At 38.0% G+C, this 25,473-nt stretch carries 24 protein-coding genes and 1 tRNA gene; 11 read left to right on the forward strand and 14 right to left on the reverse strand.

Annotated features, from left to right (window positions below; translation table 11 throughout):
- Nucleotides 1-326: 326 nt before the first annotated feature.
- A tRNA-Ser gene (locus tag K1Y79_RS12755) sits at nucleotides 327-411 on the forward strand.
- Here the strand turns inward: K1Y79_RS12755 and K1Y79_RS12760 are convergent.
- The 6 genes from K1Y79_RS12760 to K1Y79_RS12785 all read right to left on the reverse strand — a co-directional run bounded on the left by K1Y79_RS12760 (nucleotide 377) and on the right by K1Y79_RS12785 (nucleotide 5,336).
- Nucleotides 377-1,984: a recombinase family protein gene (locus tag K1Y79_RS12760; RefSeq protein WP_220250417.1), complete on the reverse strand. Its 1,608-nt coding sequence runs from the start codon at nucleotides 1,982-1,984 to the stop codon at nucleotides 377-379. The genes K1Y79_RS12755 and K1Y79_RS12760 overlap by 35 nt on opposite strands.
- Nucleotides 1,981-2,196 carry a hypothetical protein gene (locus K1Y79_RS12765; RefSeq protein WP_220250419.1) on the reverse strand — a complete coding sequence of 72 codons (216 nt, stop codon included), beginning with the start codon at nucleotides 2,194-2,196 and terminating at the stop codon, nucleotides 1,981-1,983. The genes K1Y79_RS12760 and K1Y79_RS12765 overlap by 4 nt, the downstream gene beginning before the upstream one ends.
- 92 nt (nucleotides 2,197-2,288) lie before the next feature.
- Nucleotides 2,289-2,531: a hypothetical protein gene (locus K1Y79_RS12770; RefSeq protein WP_220250420.1), complete on the reverse strand. Its 243-nt coding sequence runs from the start codon at nucleotides 2,529-2,531 to the stop codon at nucleotides 2,289-2,291.
- 373 nt (nucleotides 2,532-2,904) lie between these two features.
- A complete protein-coding gene (locus tag K1Y79_RS12775) occupies nucleotides 2,905-3,813 on the reverse strand; it encodes a HEPN domain-containing protein (protein WP_220250421.1) in 909 nt (302 codons plus the stop codon).
- Between the two features lie 39 nt (nucleotides 3,814-3,852).
- Entirely contained in the window at nucleotides 3,853-4,587 is a 735-nt protein-coding gene (locus K1Y79_RS12780) for a sensor histidine kinase (RefSeq protein ID WP_220250422.1), read from the reverse strand.
- A 32-nt stretch (nucleotides 4,588-4,619) separates the two neighbouring features.
- The gene (locus K1Y79_RS12785; RefSeq protein ID WP_220250423.1) at nucleotides 4,620-5,336 is read right to left on the reverse strand and encodes a hypothetical protein; all 717 of its coding nucleotides are present in this window, start codon (nucleotides 5,334-5,336) and stop codon (nucleotides 4,620-4,622) included.
- Between the two features lie 722 nt (nucleotides 5,337-6,058).
- Between K1Y79_RS12785 and K1Y79_RS12790 the strand changes: the two genes are divergently transcribed.
- The 7 genes from K1Y79_RS12790 (at nucleotide 6,059) to K1Y79_RS12820 (ending at nucleotide 12,827) form a co-directional block, all read left to right on the forward strand.
- Nucleotides 6,059-6,268 (forward strand): helix-turn-helix transcriptional regulator, encoded by a 210-nt coding sequence (locus tag K1Y79_RS12790; protein WP_220250424.1) that lies wholly within the window; start codon nucleotides 6,059-6,061, stop codon nucleotides 6,266-6,268.
- 303 nt (nucleotides 6,269-6,571) lie between these two features.
- Complete coding sequence (locus K1Y79_RS12795) at nucleotides 6,572-8,761, forward strand: ATP-dependent endonuclease (RefSeq protein ID WP_220250425.1); 2,190 nt, start codon at nucleotides 6,572-6,574, stop codon at nucleotides 8,759-8,761.
- 7 nt (nucleotides 8,762-8,768) lie between these two features.
- On the forward strand, nucleotides 8,769-10,664 hold the full coding sequence (locus K1Y79_RS12800; protein WP_220250426.1) for a UvrD-helicase domain-containing protein: 1,896 nt from the start codon (nucleotides 8,769-8,771) through the stop codon (nucleotides 10,662-10,664).
- An 88-nt stretch (nucleotides 10,665-10,752) separates the two neighbouring features.
- Nucleotides 10,753-11,217 carry a hypothetical protein gene (locus K1Y79_RS12805; RefSeq protein WP_220250427.1) on the forward strand — a complete coding sequence of 155 codons (465 nt, stop codon included), beginning with the start codon at nucleotides 10,753-10,755 and terminating at the stop codon, nucleotides 11,215-11,217.
- A 2-nt stretch (nucleotides 11,218-11,219) separates the two neighbouring features.
- The gene (locus tag K1Y79_RS12810; protein ID WP_220250429.1) at nucleotides 11,220-12,275 is read left to right on the forward strand and encodes a serine/threonine-protein kinase; all 1,056 of its coding nucleotides are present in this window, start codon (nucleotides 11,220-11,222) and stop codon (nucleotides 12,273-12,275) included.
- The gene (locus K1Y79_RS12815; RefSeq protein WP_220250430.1) at nucleotides 12,268-12,447 is read left to right on the forward strand and encodes a hypothetical protein; all 180 of its coding nucleotides are present in this window, start codon (nucleotides 12,268-12,270) and stop codon (nucleotides 12,445-12,447) included. The genes K1Y79_RS12810 and K1Y79_RS12815 overlap by 8 nt, the downstream gene beginning before the upstream one ends.
- A 146-nt stretch (nucleotides 12,448-12,593) precedes the next feature.
- The gene (locus K1Y79_RS12820) at nucleotides 12,594-12,827 is read left to right on the forward strand and encodes a hypothetical protein (RefSeq protein WP_220250431.1); all 234 of its coding nucleotides are present in this window, start codon (nucleotides 12,594-12,596) and stop codon (nucleotides 12,825-12,827) included.
- Nucleotides 12,828-13,119: 292 nt separating this feature from the next.
- Here K1Y79_RS12820 and K1Y79_RS12825 read toward each other — a convergent pair whose 3' ends face one another.
- Complete coding sequence (locus K1Y79_RS12825) at nucleotides 13,120-13,884, reverse strand: NADAR family protein (protein ID WP_220250432.1); 765 nt, start codon at nucleotides 13,882-13,884, stop codon at nucleotides 13,120-13,122.
- A gap of 31 nt (nucleotides 13,885-13,915) precedes the next feature.
- The gene (locus K1Y79_RS12830) at nucleotides 13,916-14,983 is read right to left on the reverse strand and encodes a phosphoribosyltransferase-like protein (protein WP_220250433.1); all 1,068 of its coding nucleotides are present in this window, start codon (nucleotides 14,981-14,983) and stop codon (nucleotides 13,916-13,918) included.
- An 831-nt stretch (nucleotides 14,984-15,814) separates the two neighbouring features.
- Here K1Y79_RS12830 and K1Y79_RS12835 point away from each other — a divergent pair.
- On the forward strand, nucleotides 15,815-17,254 hold the full coding sequence (locus K1Y79_RS12835; RefSeq protein ID WP_317197486.1) for a serine hydrolase domain-containing protein: 1,440 nt from the start codon (nucleotides 15,815-15,817) through the stop codon (nucleotides 17,252-17,254).
- 305 nt (nucleotides 17,255-17,559) lie between these two features.
- Here K1Y79_RS12835 and K1Y79_RS12840 read toward each other — a convergent pair whose 3' ends face one another.
- Together K1Y79_RS12840 and K1Y79_RS12845 are read right to left on the reverse strand one after the other, a co-directional pair.
- Complete coding sequence (locus tag K1Y79_RS12840) at nucleotides 17,560-17,982, reverse strand: nuclear transport factor 2 family protein (RefSeq protein WP_220250436.1); 423 nt, start codon at nucleotides 17,980-17,982, stop codon at nucleotides 17,560-17,562.
- A 71-nt stretch (nucleotides 17,983-18,053) separates the two neighbouring features.
- The gene (locus K1Y79_RS12845) at nucleotides 18,054-18,965 is read right to left on the reverse strand and encodes a helix-turn-helix domain-containing protein (RefSeq protein WP_220250438.1); all 912 of its coding nucleotides are present in this window, start codon (nucleotides 18,963-18,965) and stop codon (nucleotides 18,054-18,056) included.
- 125 nt (nucleotides 18,966-19,090) lie between these two features.
- Here K1Y79_RS12845 and K1Y79_RS12850 point away from each other — a divergent pair, with 125 nt between their 5' ends.
- Complete coding sequence (locus tag K1Y79_RS12850; protein WP_220250439.1) at nucleotides 19,091-19,639, forward strand: 2OG-Fe(II) oxygenase; 549 nt, start codon at nucleotides 19,091-19,093, stop codon at nucleotides 19,637-19,639.
- Between the two features lie 101 nt (nucleotides 19,640-19,740).
- A complete protein-coding gene (locus K1Y79_RS12855; RefSeq protein WP_220250440.1) occupies nucleotides 19,741-20,763 on the forward strand; it encodes an LLM class flavin-dependent oxidoreductase in 1,023 nt (340 codons plus the stop codon).
- 118 nt (nucleotides 20,764-20,881) lie between these two features.
- On the opposite strand, the gene K1Y79_RS12860 is transcribed toward K1Y79_RS12855, so the two are convergent.
- The 4 genes from K1Y79_RS12860 to K1Y79_RS12875 form a co-directional block, all read right to left on the reverse strand.
- Complete coding sequence (locus tag K1Y79_RS12860) at nucleotides 20,882-21,988, reverse strand: 6-bladed beta-propeller (protein ID WP_220250441.1); 1,107 nt, start codon at nucleotides 21,986-21,988, stop codon at nucleotides 20,882-20,884.
- A gap of 78 nt (nucleotides 21,989-22,066) precedes the next feature.
- Nucleotides 22,067-22,321, reverse strand: a complete 255-nt coding sequence (locus tag K1Y79_RS12865; RefSeq protein WP_220250442.1) for a hypothetical protein — start codon at nucleotides 22,319-22,321, stop codon at nucleotides 22,067-22,069.
- Nucleotides 22,322-22,427: 106 nt separating this feature from the next.
- Nucleotides 22,428-22,985, reverse strand: a complete 558-nt coding sequence (locus K1Y79_RS12870; protein WP_220250444.1) for a hypothetical protein — start codon at nucleotides 22,983-22,985, stop codon at nucleotides 22,428-22,430.
- Nucleotides 22,986-23,012: 27 nt separating this feature from the next.
- Nucleotides 23,013-25,424, reverse strand: a complete 2,412-nt coding sequence (locus K1Y79_RS12875; protein WP_220250446.1) for an outer membrane beta-barrel protein — start codon at nucleotides 25,422-25,424, stop codon at nucleotides 23,013-23,015.
- Between the last annotated feature and the right edge of the window lie 49 nt (nucleotides 25,425-25,473).

Raw genomic sequence — 25,473 nt, forward strand, 5'->3', positions numbered from 1 at the left:
ACCGTACTCTACCGGTATCTTAAAATTGCCAGATTTCATATAAGCCCACCTCGATACAGGCGGTAAAACATCCAACGAAGACAACCAGGTAGCATCTTCACCACTACAATTGTACTTACAGCAAAGCTCATAAAGCGGCAGATTAGCCGGCAGAGGGCTGTAGTGTTGACTTTATCAACTATTACGTTCGGAATGAAGACTATCCGGCAAATAGCTTCGTATTTGTGATCATATATGCGCTCCTGTGAGGAAGAAGTAAACAAAAAGATTTACACATTTTAGAAAAATATTTGGTGATTCGATTCTACTACTCTTATTTTGCACCCGGAGAAATGGCAGAGCGGTCGAATGCGGCGGTCTTGAAAACCGTTGACTGTTAAAGGTCCGGGGGTTCGAATCCCTCTTTCTCCGCTAAAAGGGACAAATCATCACAAGTATGATTTGTCCCTTTTTCGTTTTCGGGGGAATTGCCCGACAGGTGGGCGATTCGTGAAAAAATTGTATTGACTTTTGGAGTTCGAAATGACTCATTTTTGCGGTCATATACGATTCCATCGGGAAATATGAGTTTCTGAAGTTTCTCTTTCATGCCTGTATCGCTAGAACTCCATACTAGAGGAAGTTTATAAGAAAGTAATAGGGCTTGTTCAATAGCTTCCTCCGGGTTCGAAATACTTTGTGTGCATGTAGCTAATTGCTTCACTATAATTTCCTGCTCTTTTATATAACGGGGATGAAATTTATCAAACGTTTCCTGACTTATTTCCTTTAGCACATATCGGCTTTCCTCTAAATTGTCAATTTTGGTATTTACCTCCTTTAGCTGATTATTTAAAAAGACTTGTTGTTCCAGCCCTTCCTTATTTATCTCATTGTACTCATCCAGTAAGGCTGATTTTAATGACTCTATTAATGTATTATCCACGCGATACTGGTGTAATAACTGCCCAAACAGCTCGTGCATCCGTTTAGCGCTCTTATTGCATTTACAGCCTTCTGTGCGGCATTTATAGTACCAAAGCCCCTTAGCCTTGACCACATAACCGGTAAATGGCTGGCTGCAGGTGTCACATTTAATGAATATCTTCAATGGAACTTCGTCTTGCTCCTTTTTATGTGGCACTCCGTATCCTCCTGAACTTTGATGCATGTCATTTACTTTGAGGAAGATTTCTTTGCTTATCAGCTTTTCATGATTCCCCTCAACAATCTTTCCTTCCAGCAGCCCATGATTGATTACGCCACAATAAAATGGTCGCTTAAATATTTTGGTTAGCTGCTGTTTATACATCTTGACGCCCATAGCACGAAGCCGGGATATAATTTCCTCATTCTTTATCCCTTTTGCCTTCCAGATAAAAGCCTTCCTTAACTTCTTGCCTACCTCATTTACAACAATCTTCCGTTGCCCGTTAGTCCGTACTATATCATATCCCTGCGGGGGCTTGGTAACCCAAATCCCTTTATCAAACTTTTCCTTCATACCAGCTATCGCCCGCTGCTTACGAAGCTGATTATCGTATTGACTGAAAATAAAATGAATACTTTGCTGAAGGACACCGCTCGGATTAGAGGTATCAGCTGGTTGAGTGACTGCATACACGGTTACACCATACTTCTCCCGCAACTCTTCTGCTAATTTGATGGCTGCACCTCCTGTTCTGGAAAATCGATCCAGGGTATAGACTAGAACATGGCTTACTTTGCCCTTATGTTTTTTAATGAACTCGAGCATCCTGGTAAATTCCTTACGTCCATCCGTCTTAGCACTTTCATAGGTGCCTCCAAAATATCCGATAATATTCAGATCACTCCGTTGGGCAAAATCTTCGATAGCTTTACGTTGGACATCTAAACTCAAATTATGGTCTGCTTGCTCCTTGCTGGAAACACGCGTATAAACAATGGCAGCTTGATGGGAGACTTTAGGAGCCTTTGTTTTTGAATAATTGCCAAATTGAGAAAAAGCATTTAAATTACTCATGCAGCTTCATTTTTAGGTGGTAGGGAAAGATTAACAACTTTAACTCTATTCATTTCGGACATCTGAGCAGATAATAATATTCTTGCAAGAATTCGAATTGACTCCCGAATTAGGAAGTCTTCTTTATCAGGAACTACGTTTGATATCTGATCATTCAATTCTTCAGTAATTATATGAGCTGGCATTACTTTGAGTTCATTTCTCTTGTTCATAACATCGGTCTTGAAATATGAGCAATCCTCATAATTGCATTGGGAGTATAGCAACTAGGCGCTATACTCCCAATGAGAAACTTTAAACTGAACTACTCTACTTCATCGTCCTCATCTTCATCCTCATATAATCTTCCATTATCGGTGATCAAATCTTCGATTTCATGGATGACCGCACGATCCTTTTTTGAGTAATGAATTTCAAGGGTGATGATTTCATCTTCTTCATCAACATCTACAATTTCATTAGTTAACTGATGTTCGCAGACAATGCCACCAACTTCTAACATAATTTCGCTAGGAACCTTAATGGCCTTTTTCATGATTGTAACCATGTGTATATTTTTGAGAGTTAATAGTTATTGTTACATGCCTACGATATCTTCCAACTTAAAAGCACGGTAACATGTCACAAACCTACATCAACATAAAAGGTCACTTTCGCGGTTTTGTTCGAATTGTCACAAAAGGGAAAAAAAGAGCTGATTTATGTACGGTTTTCTATTAAAAGAGATCCAATGAGAATAAAAAATGCTGTAACTAACCTATTCAAAACTAGTTGCCGGAAAGTCGACATCCATTAAAAAGTAGTTGAAGACTAATCAAGGATTATCGATCGCCATTTAACTGCATTTAAAAACGTGTTAAAATAACATCATTTCTTATTTGTAGACATTCGAATTAGAATGGCGGCTCCTTCGGATTGCATTAGACGGCTACATTAAGATCGCTTACTGGTAGCTGGATGGCCAAATCTGATTTTAGACAGAGCAATCTTTCCTGATATAATTGTTGTGCGATGGATAAAAGAGCCCTTACCCTGCCAATTAATAACTGGGCTTTCTCAGCTGTCACCTGATAATTCTCATTGTAACGCGCATCGGAATACGCCTTATTAAGAGTATTGTAAATACCTATCTCTTCCTTTGTTGTACAAGGAAAAATATCGCTTGGTGCAGGCGAGAAGTTTTTAATCAAGGATAAAAGACGGGATAGATTATGTGTATTGGAACGATAACCAGAATACATCCTAAGCATACACATACAAGCATGCTGCGTTGCCTGGTGTAGATCAAATGTAGTCTGCTCATACCATGCGTTCTCATAACAATAAATTGCCTTTTTAAAAAAGCATTGAGCCAACTCAAAGCCTTTTCTCCAGTCATTAGTAATGGTATCAATTAGAACATTTATCTCAGGTTCCGCAGGTGGCGCTGCTAATGGCAACTTATCCGAATCATACAAGAGTACTCCATTACGATATACTGTAGAAATGAAACGGTTACCATTTTCTAGTGCCCTATTCGCCTGATTTAATGACTGCACAAGGGATGTCACATCACAGCCTACTTTTGTAGCTTGTATTTCCGCACTTTCAATAATCTCATGATCTAATTGTTTCTCATCATTATTGGTTATGATTAACAAATCATAAGCTGGTCTTTCTTTAGTCATGCATTTGTTGTCCTTCATAAAACTATTCCACTGAGAAGTAGTATTCATACCTGCTCCATAACAAATTATCTTGTTAGGATGAACAGCTTTTACTATCTTCTGAATAAGCGCTACTAATTGAGCTACTTGCGGTTTTGATAGATGCTGGAATTCTGTTAGCATATCAGGGGAATTGATGTTTTAAAATGGGGATGTCCTTTTTTATTTATTGGATTGATTAACTATTCGCAGAAAAAATGAGGTGCCATTGTTATCGCTACTTGCAAGCGTAAGATCACCACCCAGTGCTTGTGCGTATAATTTACTTATGTACAATCCGAGTCCAGTACCGGTAAATCCGTTATTAAAAGACTGGAATGGTTCAAACAATAAGTGAATTTTATCAGGAGATATGCCTGTTCCTTGATCTGTAACCATGAAAAACATACCGGATTCCCCGACACAACCTACAAAAACAGATATTCTGCCGCCCACCGGAGAATATTGAAAAGCGTTGTCTAGAAGGTTTTTCAATATTTGTGCGAGCTTTATAGGGTCTGTTGTTAAGTACTCAGGAACCTTACGATTGAAAGTCAGCTTAATGCTTATTAACTTAGACTTGACAAGCCTATTATGCTGATCAATGTAGGACTTGAGCCATTTTTTAATATGGATAGGCGAAAGAATCGGTTTAATCTCCAACTTTCCCGCGTTGACCATCGAAGATGACATCATGTTATTTAAAATGTGCAATACATCAAGGCCCATCGCATTAATACTGGACAAGTAAAACTTGTTGTCCCTGGCTCCTAACTTGTCTTGCAAAAGCATATTGGTTGCCATACAGATACCAGATATTGAAGTTTTCATTTCATGAGCAAGCATTCCCATGAATGTGTGCAACGTATTTTGACTTGCTTGATGCGGAGGTAGATTTGAAATATCGACTATTAACATACAAGGCTATTTTAACAATGTAAAAAGGACGACTACAATAAGTGAACTTTAAGTATCGGTGTCTCATGGATACTAACAGCATTTTCCGGAGTAGATGTATTCTCAGGTCGGGCATCACATTCGTAGAGACAGTTTTCCGGAACACAAAATTGGGAATAGAAGCTATGTCCTAAGCTTAGTATTTTGATTAATTCCGAGTTTTCTATAAATGACACAAGGACTGAACCTAATCCCACACATGCCGATTCGATAAATATCTTCCACTTATCACAGAACATCTTATCTGATGCTAAAACAACTAGATAGCTACGGACTGCACGAAGGTCTTCAGGATCGTTCGTGCGACCATCTACTTTGTAAATTCTTTCTGGCCTGACTATCATTATTATCAGATCAATTATCTTCTCATTTACCGATTTGACAGGATTAGTCAAAATATCTTGTAAATCATGGTATCCTAACCGAAATCGCCTGAGAATCTTATATTGCTCGTTAATAATATGAGTAGCTTCTACTAGTTTTCCAAGCTTCTCATGATAAAAGACAAGCATACTTCGTTCCCGCCTACTAAGCTCCTTATTGAAACTACCAGTTACAGTTGACTTTAAATACTCCCAGTGGTATTCGCGGATACGCGAAAGCTCCGCGAAATCAAATAACTCATAAATCACAGAATAAGGATCAGCGGTCTCCATTACATTGAGATTTTGAGTCGCAAATGCTGTGCTTGAGAAAGCAACGTGTTTCATTTGTTGAGTGGTTTATAACAGAGTTAATTGCAAGATGATAATGAATCATCCTATCATAAGACATAGTTCATCATGAATGATGGACTATTAATGTTATAGTCTTAATAAGGCTCATATTCTATGGAGAGATGTCCTGATCACTCCCTAGAAGTAAACTTATGATATGGGAGGTTCTTTGGGTAACCGATTCTGTTAATTCCAATTCGCTGATATCAAATGCATATAAATAAAGCATCTGCATTAAGTACTGGGCGATTTTCCTCAGTGTGAGGAAGAGTTTCTCTTCAGATAAAGAAATGAGCTGGTTACTCTCGTATTTCATAGCAGTAAGTAATAGTGGAAAAATAAAAGGACTGCTTTGAGAACTAACCAGGAGAATAAAAAAAGACGTGGGTTAGTCCCTATCGTTCCTGAAGGGCTACGACACCCCGATGGCGAATAAGGACGCCCACGTCTTGACCTTAAATATAATAAGGAAAACGTGAGCGATCTACCTTATTTCCCGCCATCTCCAAAAGGTCGTAGTTTTCAGGAGCGAGATAAAGCAAATACGCTTTGAAATTAATATTTTAGAATCTCTATGAGCTATATATGAGCATCTCTTTAAATCATTTTAACGCATCACAAGTCAAATAAAATAACTTAAAATCACTAATTAAACTTTAAGTTACTGTTATAATACTGAATGTTAGCACTTTGTATCTTTTTTCGTTAGTTGCAGAATGACTGGTTCCAAGAAAAAATATAATAGAATCAAAATTGTGCTATTAGAAAAAGAAAAGACCAATATTTGGTTAGCAGAACAGTTAGAGGTCAGCTCTACTGCAGTCTCTAAATGGTGTACGAATAGGAATCAGCCGACTGTTGAAACGTTATTTAAAATTGCTGAAATTTTGGATGTGAAGGTTTGCGAACTACTTGTGAGTAATTAGCCAAAGATTTATTCTGAGATAGCCCGACTCATCCAAACAAGTAAATATTAAAATCTTGAACTAATATTGGCCCCAATTAGTGGATAAGTAATAACTATTGTTGGCATTAGTTCCATAGATATTTCAGTGTTTCAACCTTTATCTTAAGTTCTCAAAACAAGTATGATACATTAATACTACACCATCTAGTTTAAATGAATGTTTGAAAAATGAAAGACAAATAGATCATATAATCTGTCATGTAGCAATATTAAGCCGCTTGTATTTTCACAATCACCTTATCTAACTAACAATCCCACCTCAATGAACATCAGTTCTGTACATATCCGCAATTTTAGAAAGCTAAAGGATTGCCGGATAGACATAGCAACGAATCAAACTTTATTTGTTGGAGCTAACAATAGCGGGAAAACATCCGCGATGGACGCATTAATACTGTTCTTAAAATTAAGAAAAGGGTTTTCAACAAGAGATTTTACCCTTTCCAATTGGCATGACATTGACAAAATTGGGGAAAGCTGGATTCGGCAAACAGAAAAAGAGATCGATCTATCTTTTTCGCCATGGAAAGATAGTGTTCCATCACTTGATATTTGGTTAAATATAAAATCATATGAACTACATTATATTCATCACCTAATCCCTACTTTAGATTGGAAAACTGGTCTTTTAGGTATTCGTATACGTTTTGAACCAGATAATATTGAGAAGTTATGTAGAGACTTTACTGAAGGATTTAATGCTGCTAGGCGACTAGAGAATCCACCGATACAAGACGACAAATTTAAAATTTGGCCTAAAAGTTTATGGGCATTCTTAGACGAAAAAGGAAATCTTAATAGCTATTTCAAACTTAAGACTTATCTATTAGATCCCGATCAATATGCCAGTTTCCAAGAATTACCTTCATCTATCGAAGAGTTGAAAGGTGATCCTCTCGCAGGACTTATAAAGGTAGACATTATTAATGCTCAAAGGGGATTTTCTGATATTAATACAGAAGGAGAATCAATATCTGGGTTTAAAAATCTCTCTAATCAATTGCGAAGCTACTACGATCGACACCTAAACCCCACAATCAGCCCAACAGAAAATGATGTTAAAGCACTGAATGCTATTAACGAGACAAAAAGAATTTTCGACGAAAACGTAAATACAAATTTCCAGGCACCCTTGAGTGAATTAGCAATGCTTAATTATCCAGGGTTTGGAAATCCAAAAATAACTCTCTCAACTAAATTCAGCAGTTTAGATGGACTTAATCATGAATCGGCAGTCTTGTATTCACTTGGAGACAACTTATCTCTGCCAGAAAGATATAATGGTCTGGGCTATCAAAACTTAATATCCATAATTTTCAAACTTATACGTTTCCGTGATGAGTGGATGCAAGTTGGAAAAATCGCGAAAATAGGTCTATCAGATTCTGATACATACTACTTTGAACCTTTACACTTAGTTCTCATAGAAGAACCGGAGGCACACTTGCACGCGCAAGTGCAACAAGTCTTTATTAGAAAAGCGTATGAAGTTCTCAGAACACATATAAATTTAGGCAAGGATTCCAAATTCGAAACTCAACTCATTATAAGCACACATTCCAATCACATCGCTCATGAAACCGATTTTTCATCATTGAGATATTTTAAGCGCCAACGTAGTAGCGCCATTGAAATGACTACTTCTACTGTAATAAATCTATCTGAGACATTTGGAACCGATGATGAAACTACACGATTTACAATACGATATCTGAAGACTACCCATTGTGACCTGTTCTTTGCAGATGCTGTGATTCTGGTCGAAGGACCAGCAGAACGCATGCTCATCCCATATTTTATAAAAAATCATACTTTACTCTATAACTGCTATCTATCTATACTAGAGATCGGTGGTAGCCATGCACATCGTCTCAGACCATTAATTGAAAAACTTGGTTTGATAACCTTAATTATCACAGACTTAGATACTGTTAATGGCACTACTAAATGTCAACCAGAAAAAGGAAAAGGTTACAAAAGCGGTAATGATACAATCAAAAATTGGATACCAGGGATCGAAGACTTTGATGAACTAATTACTCTTTCTTTTGATCAGAAACAATTTGAAGATCTTCCCATAAGAGTTGCTTATCAGACAACTATATCTACAAAACGGGAAAACTCTACTGAAGAGGTCTATCCATATACATTTGAGGATTCCTTAGTAATGACTAATAGGAATTTATTTAAAGAGTTACACAAATCATCTGGATTATTGAATAAGATGGTCGAAGCAGCCCAGCAAGAAGATACAAAAACATCGGCTAAACTACTATATGAAGCTATCACTCAAAAAAATGCAAAAAAGGCAGAATTCGCATTAGAGCTTTTTTTCTTTGAACATCCTAAGACATTAAAAACACCAACTTACATTGAGGAAGGTTTATCATGGTTAGAAAAACTCCTTTTACCAGCTGAAACTCCCAAAAATATAAGTACAAAATCTAAATAATTTACAAATGTACACTAACGATATAGACAGCCTAGTTGATGAACAGATTTTTCGATGCCTTGATCTCCAATCCCCTAAAAGTTTTTTTTTATTTGCAGGCGCAGGTTCTGGTAAAACTCGATCCTTAGTTAATGTACTTGAAATTTTTGAAAAGGAATTTGGACAAAGCCTAAGATTAACTAGGCGTAAAGTAGCCGTTATTACTTATACAAATGCCGCATCGGAGGAAATCATACATCGTCTCAAAGCCAATCCTATATTTTGGGTGTCTACAATACACAGTTTTAGCTGGCAACTTATACAAAACTTTACAAAGGATATTAAAGAATGGTTAGAACAGAACCTACAGAATGACATAGTCAAACTAGAAGCTGAACAAGCTCGTAGTCGCAATCCCAATAATAAGACATCAATCTTAAGAGCAAAACAGATTGAGTCAAAAAAAAGAAGACTCTTATACCTCCCCAACATCTCTAGCTTCACATATAATCCAAATGGGGACAATACATCTAAAGAATCATTGAATCATAGTGAAGTCATAAGCATTACTGCACATCTTATACAAAATAAGGCGCTCATGCAGGATATAACAATCAGCCGTTTCCCAATCATTCTTGTTGATGAGAGCCAAGATACTAAAAAAGAACTTATTGAAGCTCTTTTCCAGTTACAGGAAGCAAACAAGAATAGATTTACATTGGGACTATTCGGAGACACAATGCAAAGAATCTATATGGATGGAAAAGAAAATCTTGGTAACCAGTTACCAAATGATTGGGTCCTACCTGAAAAGAAAATGAACCACCGATCCAGTAAAAGAATAATTGCGCTTGTAAACGACATACGTAAATCAGTAGATAAAAAAGAGCAATATCCACGTACAGAAAAGTCAGAGGGGGTAGTTCGCCTTTTTATTGTTGATCGCGGTATATCTAAAATTCAAGCAGAAAATAACGCATCAAGAGAAATGATCCGTATAACCAATGATGAACTTTGGGATTTAAGCTCAAGTGGAGTGAAAACATTAATTCTTGAACATCACATGGCTGCACAACGATTAGGTTTCTTTGATTTCTTTGAACCACTATATCATAATGATAAAACGAGTACCGGCCTTTTAGATGGATCACTTGCCCCCGCTAATTTTTTCATTAAAATCATTATACCACTAAAAAATGCATTTGACCAGTCAGATCGCTTTGCACAAATGCGTATTGTAAAAGAATATTCTAAGTTGCTTGCCCGAGAGGAGCTAGTAAAAATAAAAGAACAAGAAAAGAATCTTCTAAAAGCCAATGAAGCAATCATAAGTCTTCTTACTCTTTGGAATGACGAAAATGATCCAACTTTAATATCCATTTTAGAAAACATTTATGCGTCAAACCTTTTTCCCATTCCTGAAGTAATATATCCGCTTGTTGAGAAACATAAATACCGAGAAAAAATTGGAGCCATTGATATAAATGATTCCAATGAAGAGGAAGAACAGTCTTCAACTGATACACTCCTTGCTTGGCAACAAGCCCTTACTTGCCCATATAGTCAGGTAGTTAAATATAGCCAATACCTTGCTGAAGATTCAAAATTCGGCACACATCAAGGCGTCAAGGGCTTAGAGTTCCCAAGAGTGATGGTTGTTATAGACGATGAAGAGGCTCGCGGTTTCATCTTCTCCTACGACAAATTATTTGGAACAAAAGATCCCACTTCCACAGATAAAAAAAATGAGGAAGAAGGTAAAGATACTGCGGTAGATAGAACGAAAAGATTGTTTTATGTTGCATGCAGTAGGGCATGCGATAGTCTCGCTATTGTGGCTTATACAAACCTACCTGAAAACTTGAAAAGAAACGTCATCCAATATCAATGGTTCACGGAAGACGAAGTCCTGATCCTTAAATAAGACAATTACTTGAATTTGCATCCAAATAAACCAACAGACTAATTTTACTTTGATATCAACATTATAAATTTCATAAAAATGGCATCACATGAACGCAATAGGCTTTAGAGCTACACCGACAGAAATTACTTACGCTATCACATGTTTACAAGACAACGGATTACAATTATTGGCGGTTGAGCACATTAAATTGCCTCTTTCACTAATATTTCCTGAAAAACTAAATTTCCTTAGAACTACCGTAAAAGATCTTATTCTAGAGTTCCATATTATCAGAGCTGGGATAAGAACGATCGAAAGCTCCTCATCAAACGTAAACATTGAGAGAATTTCATTTGAAGCAGTTCTTCAAGAACTTTTAAGCAGCTCCACAATTGAAAAATATCTTGCCGCGGAAATTAGTACCATGTTTCCTAAGCTTCAAATAGAAAAAGTTCAATTTAAAAAATTGGTAAATGATAAAAAAGCATCTTACCGAAATATTGAACTGGATTCATTTAAGCCAAATCAACGAGAAGCAATCTTAGTATCGATAGCAAGTCTAAACATATAACAATGACCACAACAGTTACATCCACAAGTTTGGGATTCTCCCCTATATGCGAAATTGGGAAAAATGGAAAAAATTCCGAGGTCTTTAAGGCAACAGATATTCAGCTCAATTGCATAATAGCGGTAAAAAGAGTGGCAAAAAGCAAAATCCCTAATCCAAACGAATTTTTTGTCGAAGCGAGAATATTAAACGAATCAGAACATCAACATGTAGTACCAATAAAGTTTGCCTCAATGGACAACGATTATATATATTTAGGGATGCCATATTACTCAAAGGGCTCTCTAAAAGATTTAATCGATAGTAGATTTTTAACAGTTAGGGAAATTCTGCGTTATAGTATTCAATTCCTCTCAGGTTTAAACAATATACATTCCAAGAAATTAATTCATTTTGATATTAAACCTGACAATATTTTAATATCTGATAACAATACTGCTTTAGTATCCGATTTTGGACTAGCCAAAGCTATGGATATTTTTGGATTGTCAGAATTGGATCAAGCTTATTATAAGCATTTACCTCCTGAATACTTTAAGACGTCCAAACATAGTATGTTATATGATATATATTCAGCTGGCTTAACCTTGTATCGTCTTTGTAATGGTAACAAACATTTTTATGATCAACTAGCTCTATTTCCCGACAGAGACGACAAGAAATTTGCAATAACAAATGGTAAATTTCCTGATCGTTCATCTTTTAAAATACATATTCCAAAGAAGTTAAGAAAAATTATCAAAAAAGCCTTATCTCTTAAACCTGAAGATCGTCATCAAACAGTTTTGGAATTGACAAATGAACTAAGCGAGATAAATGAATTACTAGACTGGAATTACTCGGAATCGCAAGATAGTTTTAATTGGAATAAAGATGATGGACAAAGAAAAATTAGTATAAGTCTAAAAAAATTAGCAAATTCACAGTATGAACTAATCTCCATGAAAACCATTGTTGCGTCAGGAAATACGCAGAAGATTCAAGAAGGATGTAAGAGCAATCTCACAATCACGGACGCCGAAAGCATAATCGATAGATTATTAACGTCTTATGAGTAAAAAAAAATCACATAAAAAACATACTACAAGAGAACTTAATTCTTTTCCATTTCTTTCTCTTTCTCTGGAAGAGAGATTAAAGCTTTCAGGTGCAAGCAAACTAAACAATAAAAACTCTTCGATTGAAATAAATGAAGACTACTGGAAAATGGTAAAGAAAAAAGAGAATTAATATTTTCTTTGTATTTATACTATTTTCTTTAATTCTTGACTTACATGTTTTCACCTAATTTAAATTAGACACAAAACATTATTGTTTAATGCATTTTTATTAGTAATTCGTACACATAGACAATATACAACACAAATCGAACTATCGTGAATTGGATGCCATACCCTGGACAAAAACCAGAAGAATCAGGAAACTACGTTGTAAGTATTAGGAAACCATTTGAACATGGCGAATATGTTTTTAATTATGTCTCCCATTATGATCGTGAAACAGACTGTTGGTTTAAAAAAGACCTCTTTGACGATAAGCAGCCCAAGGGAGAAGAAATAACACAGATTGTTGTCGGTTGGATAGCTGAACTCCCTAACTATCTAGGCTAATAAGTATATCTAAGAATGGGGTTATGGTTCAATCCGTAGTTATATTAACTATTAAGGAATACCGATATCATGCTGAAGTGAGGTGAGGCGGAGCGGAGCCGAACGAAACGATGCCTGCTGGGTACGGCGGCTGTGATATGCTGCTGATATTTTTTAACTTTGAATATAGTACCATGGACAATCAACAACCACAATTCCGAGACTATAATATATTGTAAACTATAAACTTTACAATGTAACTCCTGACTATACAAAGCAATAAGGAGTGACTTCTTTAGCTAATAATTATTTATTATTCATCCGTATTACGAAAAAGTGTATGATGAATATCAAATATATTTTCCCCTAAAATGTTGGCTTTCAGATCACGAGGAAAACCTTTCCATTTGGGCGTGAGTTCTTTTGATCCATAATTCTTATCAAGAATTTCCCAATAATTAAGTAATGAATGGATTAATGTTAATCTCTCATCAATAATGCAAATAGGTTCTTTATAGATGACGAAATTGTCAATTTCTGGCGGAGCCAACACAAATAGTTCAATCCAATTACGACTGTATAATTTTTGACGAAGTTCCATCAAAAGCCTTCCTAAAGCATTCTGTCCTGTAAAAATCATTTCATTTTTATCAGGAATCGCCCCCCAGAAATTATCATTCGAAGAATTTTCAACTATTGCTTTTGTTCCTGTAAGATGGAGTTCTTCTCCAAACGTAACAAAATTTTGAATTAGTTTTAATTGAATACACCATCTCATTATCTTAAGCCTTACAGAATCCCAATCAGATCTACATTGAAGTTTATGTGCCTTACTTAGCATTTTCACTTTCATCGGGCTTTTTTCTTGAATTATTTCCCTTTGTAATTCTGTATTATGTGGAAATTTGCAAGCTTGATAAAGGGCTTCTGAAGTTTTAATTTTTATGTTATTTACAATTAGGGGAAACTTTGTTGACATATTTGATAATGCTCCATAGGCATCATTATTTTTCTTAAAGATGCAACTATCATCTTTATTGTATGATCTTAATTCTGAATCCTTTATGTTATACTTCATGACTTTGTTTATTGCATTAAGTTATTCCAATTTAAGTATGTTCTCTAAGGAATAACGGAGAAAATCCATGGGCATTATACCAAAAACATAAAGGAGTGTTAAACGGAACATTGCGCCAACTGAAGATTAGTGTACCAAATCCTAAACTCATGTCTGTATATTGGCCATATCCTAGCGGACGAGCTCTTTTATTTTCTTTAGGTATTTTATTATATAGTTCTATGCACTTTTTTAGAATAATTAATTCATACCGATTTCTATTTTCAGAATTAGAAAAAAACTTTTCTTCAGCCGGATTATCTGGTTTTCTATACTGAATATTTTCTGTTTTTTTATATCCTCTATCGTGAATTTTATCTTCTATTTCCTTTTGACATGCTAGGATTTCTTCATCTATAATATCTGCGGTGGGATAAAGAAAATTGAGCTCCCCTTCAGTGCCATCATTATCAATTAAAAAACGATTATTCCATACATATAGAATTGATCCTACATTTTTTTCTCCTAAGCATTTATAAAGCCTTGTGGTAAATTTAGATATACATTTGTTATGAGCTGCCAAATATGCTAATACTAGTTGGGACTTTGAAGCTTTGAAATTTTCAAAATTTGTTCCGCCATTATTATGTAATGCATTAAACCATCCACTCTCTTCGTCCGCTAACCCCTTAATGGCTGTCTCCCCAGTACATAAGAAGTCGTCTAGGTATATTACATATTTAGGATTGGTACTATTACATTCCCTTAAGCTTGTGTTATAATCTTTTTGTAATACGTCATCTAGAAAATTAAGTAAAAGTTTTTGACTTTTTCCTTCGCTTTGGTTGTCTATGAAATATGAATTACTTATAAGTTCCTTCACATTCTCAAATGGTTCTTTTTGCTTCAAATAATTAATTATCCCTTTTATATGTTGAATACCGCTTTCTTTAGATATATATCGTTGTTTCATTATGTGTAGGGTCTCGTTTAATATAAGCTCTTGATCCTCTTTTTCAAATTGTTTAATCCAGTCATAAATTCGCTCAGTGGTCATAAATCCTATATCGCTACGGTGATCTTTAATTATTTCATATAGTTCATTAACTACAGATTCCATGGTTTTCTAATTTGGGATTCAAAAAGTAAAATACTGAAATAATGTCTATTAATAGACATCATTCGGAGATATACGTAGTTATTCGATTAGATTAACATAAACAGTTTTATTTTAATTTCACCTCGACACATTGTAAAAAAAACGGGAATTACACCAAATGCTTAATTATATGCATTAGTCAATCTATCATTATCTTCTGAATACAAGCCATCGAATAATTCATTTCCAATAACAGTTTCAATAAATAATTTCACTGAAATATGCATTTATTTCAGACAAATCCTCTACAAATCGGTTCGAAACTTGTCCCCGGTAGCCCGCAGAATAGTAAGACCCGCTCTATGAGCGGGTCTTACTATTTAAATCTATTTTGATGAATATCTAAGATATTTGTTGTCAACAACATCAGCATTCGAAATCAGTTGCTTTAAGATATGTAATTAGCCATCTAAGCATTTATTTCCCTTATTCTCTGTTGTGCTAACTGTATTGCCATGTGTAACTTTTGTTTCAGTAATTCTTTTGATGGCAATTCAAGAAGATATTGTGCAACATGTATACCCGCCGAATCAAGTTCTGACAGTTCAACTAATTCATCATTCTTATCTGCACAAAGAATTAATCCAATTGGAGAAAGTTCATGAGGTTGTTGTTCATAATTAGCGAACAAACTTCAATTACTTCATGTCAGTCCACCCGATTTAGTTACACTTTGTTAATGACATTTGTAACACGCGTGTGATAAAAATAAACTTTAAGGCTGTTCAACAGCAGAAGATTTTGTATAATTGACCAGTCATAAAACGTGTTAATAAATCCCCCTTTTTGCGCGTGGTACTTAGAAGAATTTTACTTTTACTCTGGCTGGTAATATCTGCGGTTCACCTGCATGGGCAAAGCCTTGCTGATACAGTTAAAATTATTGAAAGAATATTCAGTCGATACCAGTCCCCAAGCCCGGGTGGTCAGCTGGCAGTAAGCCGGGATGGAAAAATCCTTTTCTCACAAGCGTGGGGAATGGCGGATTTAGAGCGTCAGGTAGTGATGAGCAAGGAATCTGTGATTGAGGCGGGTTCGGTATCAAAGCAGTTTACCGCGGCCGCAGTTTTACTGCTCGAGCAGCAGGGAATGCTAAAACTTTCTGATGAGGTGCACCGTTATCTGCCGGAATTACCCGATTATGGTGTGCCAATAAGTTTAAGCCAAATGCTCCACCATACCAGCGGACTTAAAGACTGGGGTAGTTTGGTGGCGCTTTCGGATTGGCCCCGAGGAACTAAGGTCTATTCGAATCCAGATGTACTAAACATCGTGGCCCGTCAGCCTGATCTGAACCATAACCCAGGTGAAGAGTTCATGTACAGTAATTCAAATTATGTGCTGCTGGCTATGATCGTAGAGAGGGTAAGCGGAGAAAGCTTGGCAGCGTTCACTAAAAAATATATTTTTTCTCCTGCCGGAATGACTCACTCAAGCTGGAGAACGGACGTCAGGGCAATAGTTCCCTGGAGGGCCATAGCATATTCAAAGAACGAGAAAGGCTATTTCACGGATATGCCCAATGAAAATGTGTATGGTAACGGAGGTCTGTTAACAACAGCGGAAGATTTATTGAAATGGAATGTTTATTGTTTTTCTGGCAAACCTGGCGGGCCTTCTTTGCTATCTCGCCAGCTGGAAACGGTACCTTTAAATAGTGGCATAAAGAACAATTATTCAGCAGGCTTACGGATTTTGACTTATAACGGTCAAGAGTTGTTCAGTCATGATGGTGCAACTGCCGCATACCGGGCCTTGCTCGAATATTACCCTTTGTCGAAGCTTTCGATTGCCTGGCTTTCAAATACATCCGAGTTCGACGAAAAAGGAGACGGGACAGCTGAGCTTCGGGACTTACTGGTGAAAAAAGCACCCGGTACCGGCAAGGAAAACTTTAATCCAGAACCGACTCCCTCACCTACACCTGTAAAAAAAGATAGTCCAATAATACCGGCTAAGGAGCTGAACGAATACACTGGTAAATACTATTCACAACAAGTAGAAGCAGCATTAGAAATATCTCTCAGCGAAGGAAAGCTTATCATTACCCGTTACTCAAAAGATAAGTATGTTTTGGTCCCTATTAGCGCGGATGAGTTTTTAATTGCGGATTCAAAAGTTAAGGTAGCTTTTTTGCGAAAAAAGAGGACACTAATAGGATTAAGTTTTACTACACCGAGAGTTAGAAACGTGCAGTTTAATAAAATTAATGAAAGTCAGAATTTGAAATAGATCCCGATCAAACCGGTTCGAAAGTTGTCCCTTGCAGCCCGCTAAATAAATAAAAAGCTCACGCCTGGCGTGGGCTTTTTTATTGTAGTCAATGTTTTATCTGACAACCAAAGCAGGTGTCAATTACGACAATGATTGGCAGTATGAATAGTTAGCATGGGATAAGTGATACATCTCTGACAGGCTGAAAGTACTTCTATGCTACGCATAAAAAGAGCCTTCAGCTATACTGAAAGCTTTTTTTATGTGATGGGTAATGCCACCGGACTAATAACCATAAGGCGCTCTTACAGATTAAAGCATGTCTAAAGCGTTATGCGATTGACGATATTATAATAAGCATCAAGGTCGAGCCATTCTATGCCTGATATAACTTTGCCATCTTTGATTGTCATAATGTACATGTATTCATTTCTGTAAGGTTGACCGTCAATAGCCACACTTGCACTTTTGATCCTTGCAAATACCTCATCACCGTCAGACCAGACACCTACAGTTTCAACAACCAGGGGTTGGGCCAGTCGCTGAAACAGCGCTTCTTCCGCATCTTTGAACAAATGGCTCATTCCATGATAAGTACCAGCAACGGGTCCGTGGCCAGCAATCGTCCAGACTACGTCCTCTACAAACAGATTGTTGAAAAATAAAGTAAAGTCCTGTGCGGCTTCGGCCAGGGCGCTTTTCACAATTTCTTTGTTTGATGTTTCCTTTGCAATATTCCTTTCCATGACTATACTGTTTTTATGCAAAGCTATCACAGACAGCAATGATTTATTTATCGATATCAAACAGATCTTTGTCAAATAGAAACCTTTCGGAATGAAGTGGGACTAGTACGGGTATGCTTTTTAAAGAAGACATTAAACTGCGCCTGATTCTCGAAACCAAGTACATAACTGATCTCTCCTATATTCCAATCCGTATGATTCAGTAATGTTTTAGCTTCGCTGATCAGTCGTTCCGTTATGTGGTCTGTAGTGGTACGGCCAGAAATGCTTTTTATTGCACGGTTGAGATGATTAACATGCACTGCGAGGCTATCAGCAATGATCTTAGGAGACCGGAATGCAAAGCGCTGCGAAGTAGCCGTAATAGGAAACTGGCGTTCTAACAGCTCAAGGAATACGGCATAGATGCGGGAGCCGGCATTATGACTTGAAAGCTCCTGCACGGAAGGTTGAAGCTTTATAGCCGAATAGATCAGTTCACTGACATAGTTTTTAATGAGTTCGTATTTATAGATGTAGTCAGAGCTTGCCTCTTGAAGCATCTTTTCAAAAACTAACTGTACGGCTGCAGATTGATCATCAGTCAAGGAGAAAACCGGCCTGGAAGATGACTTGAATAAAGGCAGGTCGTTCAGATTAAGACGGTGATTGACCCTAAAAAACTCGTCGTCAAATATACAATAGTACCCCCTGGAAGCTGCAGAAAGTGGTTCAGAAGTATAGGGCGTTTTAGGATTAAAAAATAGCAATGTATTGCCGCTTACCGGAATGCTTTTATCTCCGTAATGAAAGACATTGGTACCACTGAATAACATAATCTTGTAGAAATCTCTCCTGATATAAGCCGGATAATGTGAACCGGCATTCACCCATTCCTCAATACGGAAGACATTGAAATGCCCGAATTTCGTCTGGAGTTCTTCAGCCAGGCCATTAAATTTATGTTTATAAAACTCAGTTAATGATTCCGTGATCTTCTTCATGCTATACTAAAGTTTATATTCAATGGTGTTTATAAATTTAAGCAATAATGACTTAGTAAGTTATCCAGCAAACTGCATATACACCTTATATTTGTAATGATAAGTTATACCTAATCCAACTGATTATGGAAAAGATCGTTTATACCCAGGACATACTTACTATCAGTAATTTCCTATCCCCCGATGAATGCGCAGGCCTGATCAGCAAAAGCGAAGCAATAGGTTATGAAGAAGCCACAGTTGACGTCGGAGGCGGCCAGCAACGTCTACTTAAAAGCGTAAGAAACAACGAGAGAGTATTATTCAAGGATGAGATGTATGCTGCCTTGATATGGGAGCGCCTGAAGACATTTGCTCCTGAAGGCAAATCCGGGGAATATGCTTGTGGGCTGAATGAACTGTTCCGCTTCTATAAATACAGTGCCGGACAACGCTTTAAAATGCACAAAGATGGCTCTTTCAAGAGAGATCCTTACGAACAGAGTCAGTATACTTTTATGATTTATCTGAATGAGGATTATGTCGGCGGGGAAACAATATTTGCTTCAGGGGAAATTATCCGTCCGCAAACTGGATCCGCTTTGATATTCCATCATCCATTAAGGCATGAAGGTGCACTGCTGTCGTCTGGTATAAAGTATGTGCTGCGTTCAGATATTATGTACAGGATTTAACACTGTTAGTTTAACATTGCACAGAAGACTACCGTCTAATATGCAATTGTCAGGCGCAACACCTACCTTTAGGTTGGCTATTATACATTGAAAAAAGACGTATGAAGAAAATAGGATTTTTATCATTCGGACATTGGTCTAATCATCCAGCCTACAAAACCCGTACAGCGGCCGATACACTGCTTCAGTCTATTGATCTGGCTGTCGCGGCTGAGGAGATCGGGTTAGATGGCGCATATTTTCGGGTACATCATTTTGCAGCTCAGTTAGCATCGCCATTCCCTTTACTTTCTGCTATCGGGGCTAAAACCAGCAAGATAGAGATTGGAACAGGCGTTATTGACATGCGCTATGAAAATCCCCTTTATATGGTGGAAGATGCCGGTGCTGCAGACCTGATATCAGGAGGGCGATTGCAATTAGGAATCAGCAGAGGATCGCCCGAACAGGTCATTGATGGATGGCGTTATTTCGGTTACGAGCCGGAAGAAGGTGATACTGACGCAGATATGGGGCGTAAAAAAGCATTGCAGTTTTTAGAAAGACTTAAGGGAGTTGGCTTTGCACAACCTAACCCATATCCCATGTTTCCTAATCCACCAGGCCTGTTGCGATTAGAACCTTACTCCGAGGGGCTACGAGATAGAATATGGTGGGGTGCTGCGTCCAACGCAACCGCTGTATGGGCAGCTGAAAATGGTATGTATCTTCAAAGCTCTACCCTTAAATTTGACGAAAGTGGCAAACCATTCCATATCCAGCAAGCAGAACAAATCAGGCTGTATAAGGACGCATGGAAAAAGGCCGGCCATCAACGCGCGCCGAGGGTGTCTGTAAGTAGATCCATTTTTGCACTGATGAACGATCAGGATAGGTTGTTCTTTGGGCAGCAAATGGATAAAAGCGACAAAATAGGCATGATTGAAAGTGATAAACGTGCCATCTTCGGAAGAAGCTATGCCGGAGAACCTGATCAGCTGATAAAAGAGCTGGCGCAGGATGAAGCTATCCAGGAAGCGGATACGCTGCTGCTCACAATACCCAATACACTAGGAGTTGACTACAACGTACATATCCTGTCCTCCATCCTGGAGCATGTAGCACCGGGTTTAGGCTGGCGTTAGTTAAGGGGGGTATCACGGTACTCCCCCTTTCTTATGGAAAGACATTATACTCATTCCGGCCTCAATCGGTAAAGATGTATGATGTATACCAAGGTCTAAGTTAACTGGCAGACTCTGGCTATTCAGCATTCATTTCATATTCACATAACACAAGCCCTCCGGCCTTCAGATGCCCCCTTGCATCGTCAGACAGCTCTTTAAAGCCATTTTCATTGTACTCTCCGGGATAGATTACCGTAAGTAGCCGCCTACCATCAAAGTCCATAATATGACTTAATTCATTGGTGGCAGATAAATCCTCCAGATATAGCTCCCGTTTGTTCCGGTCTGCATAGAAGAACCTGAACTTGCGTTTATCCCACAAGCGGCCCAGCGCATATTGTTCGTTGACAAAAGTAAATTCGGAAAGTAGCCGGTAACTATCGTAACGGCTGACTTTTGTATCTATCTCTTTCTTGTCTTCCTGTGGTACATTCATTTTACCGAAATCAAAAGTATACCGCTTCTTTACATCACCTGCGGGTGAAAAGGTATATACTTCATTGTCCAGCGGCTTATTATAAAAGGTCTCTTTATCTGTTTTCAAAAACCTGTAGCCGGTGATCCAGAAGTTATGATCAACGAAATCATCATAATAAAGAAACGTGTTGACCGCTTCCAGAAAACCGTTGGTCCTGATTAACTTATGGTGTTTATTATCACGCTCATTCCAGGATGATAATCCAAATAAGAAACCACCGTCTGGCAGACAATCAATCACATCAATATCAAAAGGTGCTATTTTAAACGACATCAGATTAAAAGCATCAGAATAGTGCAGAACCCGGTTAGCTCTGCCATCTACGAGGTAGACTGAGCCGAATTTATCTACATCAAAGTCAGCTATATTAGAGAACTCCCTGGTACGGCTATCAATCTTTGTCAGGTATTTTCCTGTAGAATCGAATGCTGCCAGTGTTTTGCCCCGCTTATCCAGCACATAGATCCTACTGTGCGTATTGATTATCTTGTCAACAATATTTACATAATTCTGGTCTTTGTGCATCTCCAGATTTATGTATCTTTTCCTCTTAACGAATGCTGAAGGCAATCCACCGGTTACCTGCTCATTAAACGCTGCAAGGGCAATATGCTCTGAAGGTATATCAAGTGATGTTTTTACTTTTTCCGAGGCACATCCAATAACAAGTAACACAACAAATAACAGGGACAACAATATTTTCATACCTGGACAATTTATTGAGATAGATATATAAAAGAAGAGAACCAGGCTCTCCCTGATCCTCTTCTGTATTAGATACAATTATTTTGAAACTTCTGGTGTTTCTGGTAATTCAGGAGAATCTGAGTCGCCGCAAGCGTGGTTGTTTCTTGACTCGCAATGTCCACCCTGTGGTCTTGGGCCGGTATATCCAGGTACTTGATCCACTGGCGCCAATGCCTGAATGTTAGCAGTAGCGCTGGCGGAAGCAGTTGTTTTTTCTGAGCGAAGGGAGAAAGCTGCAATTAAGATAATAGCTATTACAGCAAATGCTAAAGAGAAGATTCCTTTTTTCATGATTTTAGAATTTGATTTTGATTAATAAATGGGGATGATCTGTGTCTATCTTTTCAACAGATAAAGCGATGTTTGTGGTTAGTTAGCTACGACATAATACCTCCTTTTATTTTTTGATAGTTTTGACATAAAGGTCCCATATGCTGGTATTTAGTGTCGGATTACCTACCAGCAATACTTTATCGTTCTGATCCAGTAAGAAGCACTGATATTGCATATCTTTCGGCAAATCATTCAGTTTGTTCAAAGTATCTTCCTGATCAATGTGTACCACCTTTCTAAAGTTTTCCCGCTTAAAGAGATCCGCCAGGTTACTATTCTTTTTAGGAAAGAAGTAAAACTGGAAATCAACATGCTGTGCAATAGAACTATCCAGCTCCCGCTCAAAACGCTTCCACTCATCTATACGCAGATTACAACTTACACAACCAATCGAATCAGTATAAACCAGGATCTTATACTTCTTATCAGCACTGCTTTTACAGGGCACGATTTCTCCCAGCTCCTGGCAAAGTGCAGAAGGAGGGAAACTAATCGTTTTTCCGATCCAGGCCGTAACCACATCTTCAGGCTCCTGCGTATTTGCATGTGATTTACAGGCACAATAGGTGGTCGCTGCCAATATTAACAGGCAGAGTAGGTTGACATTATATTTGTATTTCATGATAGAAAATTGATTACTTACTTCTGATCAATATCCTCTTATCTCACCCTCATTCTTTGTACGGTAACTTTGTAACTTGACCTTATGTCCGAAAGGAAAGCTATATAACAACTGTAAAGAAAACCGCCGGTTGTTAGTCACTGCGTCTACTGACATCGACTGATTAGGATATATACTACGCGATCTTACTTTCTCCACTCCAAAGGGATCTGACACGGACAACTGGAGGAAAAGCTTGTTTTTTAATAATATGCGCTTAACTGTGCAGGATGTGGACAGTAACTGATTATACATGCTATATTCCAGATACATCCTTGCATTGTAATAAGCTGATATCAGCAGCCTTGTTTTCTTGTCTATCGTCCATTCATTATCCATGCTTACCTCGAAGAGGTTTGTACTGGTGTTAAAGGATCCGGGTTGTAAATACCGGGAGTAGAAATAATCTACTGTGATGTTGGAAGTAAAGTTTTTTAAAATTTGTACCGACTGGTTCATCGAAATGCCGAATGACTCGAATCGCGTCATATTTATAGCCTTATACTCAAACGGATCATCTGTGGGTACAAACACTCTTCGGTTGTTCAAACTCTCGTAACGCAACGTAACTGCTGACTGCTTATAAAGCAGTTGACCTTCTACCCTGTTCACAAAAGATGGCATAAAATCTATACTACCCTCCTGGGTCATCAATGCATTGGTAGTACGCCGTGTCGGATTCATGTCTCCCATGAATGGACGCCTGACTCTTTTAGTATATCCAACGCTGACTTCCAGTTCCTTGTTCACATCATATTGTAGCAAGAGATTAGGATATAATTTCCAATAATCCCTGCGAATGTATTCATCAGTAGCCGCAGTCTCCTGGTACTGGGCTTTAGACTGCAACTGCTCCCCTCTTAATTCGGTAGCCATACGCCACTTGCCAAATTTCCATCTGGCGCTGAAAAAAGCGCTATTAATCTGTTCATTATAATGAAAGTCAGATAAGACACTACTGTCATATTGCTGGTTAGTATTGTTCCGAAGCTGATTAGATTTAATGCCAAACTCGGTACTAAGATGTTTTGTTTTGATAACGTCGGTGAAGATGACAGTAGCGGAGAAAATATCAGTATGACTGTTAATGATATTCTGCATGAGAGAACGACTACTTGCATCAGTTTGACGATATAGCACATTCCTACTGTCATCCGGGCTGGCAGACCATGTACCACTGAAACATAACGTACTTTTCTTAGCTGTGTCCAGTATATACTTATAGTTGATAGTACTTTGAAAAGTATGTTGCTTCCTGGTATTCATGTTATTAATTTCCGTAACAGAATCCTTTGGGAAGATGTAACGCTCAGTTGTATTACTGATGCTGGATGGTGCCTGACGCATGTTTACATTAAGGCCCACACTTGATCTACTGTTAATAGTATAGTCAAGATTGAGGTCCTGCGTGATTCTAAAGGCCGCAACATCTGATTTACGTAGATCATTATATCTGAATCCCTTATCAGTAGCAAACCATCCTGCTGACTGTGTCGTATTCAGAGTGTTTTCTGTACTCATGATCCAGGTGCAGCTAACCCTACGGATCTTCAGGTTTAAATTAGCTGCGCCTGCTCCTGAGTGATACCCGAATCCAGCGTTGTTAGCTGTCATATAGAAGGGCTGTGAGTATGTAGCCCTGATATTGGAATTACCCCTTTCCTTCTTTGTTATGATGTTAATGACAGCATTTATACCTGCATCATATCGGGCTGAAGGCATCGTCATGATTTCGACTTTATCCAGCTGATCCGCAGTCAGAGAAGCAAGTATTGCCTGTTGCTGTCTTGTAGTTCTATGCTCACCTTTTCCGTCAATCAGTATCAATACGCCTGTTTGCCCGTGGAGTTTGATCTGCTCTCCAACTACAATTACACCAGGTAATTTCCTCAGTAGCTCAGTGCTGCTTTGTCCTCTTGAAAACTGATCCTGCCGGACCTTGTACACCAGTTTACCGACGTCGCTGATAACCTGCTTCTCAAAGATCTCAACAGACTTTAAGCTGACCGTATTTTTCGAAATCCAACATATCAGCGTATCAACCCGGGAAGGCGGCAGATCAGCATTATAGTTACTATAACCCGCTATTTTGCAATAGATTCTGGTAGCGCCTGTTGCATCAAGGGCGCAAAAGCCTTCTTTATCTGTAATACCTGTGCTGATTGCATTGCCCGCAGCTCCCACAAGTGTGATTGCGACATTAGTAATCCTGATGGAATCACGCTGATCCATTACTGATACTATCAGCCGATGCTGTTGCTGCGCAGATAATAAAAGTGGCGAGAATACATGTAACAACGCTATGAATATGCAGATCTTTGGTTGGAAGATCTCAATAATCCATAAGTTATCAGACGCACTTTTCAGGTCCCTTGATATAGGCACAATACTTCCAGGCATTCTTATCTGTTCTCAAATGGTTAACAATTCTGTGGATTACATGCATAAC

Origin of the sequence: Chitinophaga rhizophila (assembly GCF_019492185.1) — a bacterium.
In the GTDB taxonomy this organism is placed as follows: domain Bacteria; phylum Bacteroidota; class Bacteroidia; order Chitinophagales; family Chitinophagaceae; genus Chitinophaga; species Chitinophaga rhizophila.

Excerpts from the sequence above, each read along its gene's own strand:
- K1Y79_RS12760 (WP_220250417.1), bottom strand. The coding sequence starts at position 1,984 with ATGAGTAATTTAAATGCTTTTTCTCAATTTGGCAATTATTCAAAAACA.
- K1Y79_RS12765 (WP_220250419.1), bottom strand. The coding sequence starts at position 2,196 with ATGAACAAGAGAAATGAACTCAAAGTAATGCCAGCTCATATAATTACT.
- K1Y79_RS12770 (WP_220250420.1), bottom strand. The coding sequence starts at position 2,531 with ATGGTTACAATCATGAAAAAGGCCATTAAGGTTCCTAGCGAAATTATG.
- K1Y79_RS12775 (WP_220250421.1), bottom strand. The coding sequence starts at position 3,813 with ATGCTAACAGAATTCCAGCATCTATCAAAACCGCAAGTAGCTCAATTA.
- K1Y79_RS12780 (WP_220250422.1), bottom strand. The coding sequence starts at position 4,587 with ATGTTAATAGTCGATATTTCAAATCTACCTCCGCATCAAGCAAGTCAA.
- K1Y79_RS12785 (WP_220250423.1), bottom strand. The coding sequence starts at position 5,336 with ATGAAACACGTTGCTTTCTCAAGCACAGCATTTGCGACTCAAAATCTC.
- K1Y79_RS12790 (WP_220250424.1), top strand. The coding sequence starts at position 6,059 with ATGACTGGTTCCAAGAAAAAATATAATAGAATCAAAATTGTGCTATTA.
- K1Y79_RS12795 (WP_220250425.1), top strand. The coding sequence starts at position 6,572 with ATGAACATCAGTTCTGTACATATCCGCAATTTTAGAAAGCTAAAGGAT.
- K1Y79_RS12800 (WP_220250426.1), top strand. The coding sequence starts at position 8,769 with ATGTACACTAACGATATAGACAGCCTAGTTGATGAACAGATTTTTCGA.
- K1Y79_RS12805 (WP_220250427.1), top strand. The coding sequence starts at position 10,753 with ATGAACGCAATAGGCTTTAGAGCTACACCGACAGAAATTACTTACGCT.
- K1Y79_RS12810 (WP_220250429.1), top strand. The coding sequence starts at position 11,220 with ATGACCACAACAGTTACATCCACAAGTTTGGGATTCTCCCCTATATGC.
- K1Y79_RS12815 (WP_220250430.1), top strand. The coding sequence starts at position 12,268 with ATGAGTAAAAAAAAATCACATAAAAAACATACTACAAGAGAACTTAAT.
- K1Y79_RS12825 (WP_220250432.1), bottom strand. The coding sequence starts at position 13,884 with ATGAAGTATAACATAAAGGATTCAGAATTAAGATCATACAATAAAGAT.
- K1Y79_RS12830 (WP_220250433.1), bottom strand. The coding sequence starts at position 14,983 with ATGGAATCTGTAGTTAATGAACTATATGAAATAATTAAAGATCACCGT.
- K1Y79_RS12840 (WP_220250436.1), bottom strand. The coding sequence starts at position 17,982 with ATGGAAAGGAATATTGCAAAGGAAACATCAAACAAAGAAATTGTGAAA.
- K1Y79_RS12845 (WP_220250438.1), bottom strand. The coding sequence starts at position 18,965 with ATGAAGAAGATCACGGAATCATTAACTGAGTTTTATAAACATAAATTT.
- K1Y79_RS12850 (WP_220250439.1), top strand. The coding sequence starts at position 19,091 with ATGGAAAAGATCGTTTATACCCAGGACATACTTACTATCAGTAATTTC.
- K1Y79_RS12855 (WP_220250440.1), top strand. The coding sequence starts at position 19,741 with ATGAAGAAAATAGGATTTTTATCATTCGGACATTGGTCTAATCATCCA.
- K1Y79_RS12860 (WP_220250441.1), bottom strand. The coding sequence starts at position 21,988 with ATGAAAATATTGTTGTCCCTGTTATTTGTTGTGTTACTTGTTATTGGA.
- K1Y79_RS12865 (WP_220250442.1), bottom strand. The coding sequence starts at position 22,321 with ATGAAAAAAGGAATCTTCTCTTTAGCATTTGCTGTAATAGCTATTATC.
- K1Y79_RS12870 (WP_220250444.1), bottom strand. The coding sequence starts at position 22,985 with ATGAAATACAAATATAATGTCAACCTACTCTGCCTGTTAATATTGGCA.
- K1Y79_RS12875 (WP_220250446.1), bottom strand. The coding sequence starts at position 25,424 with ATGCCTGGAAGTATTGTGCCTATATCAAGGGACCTGAAAAGTGCGTCT.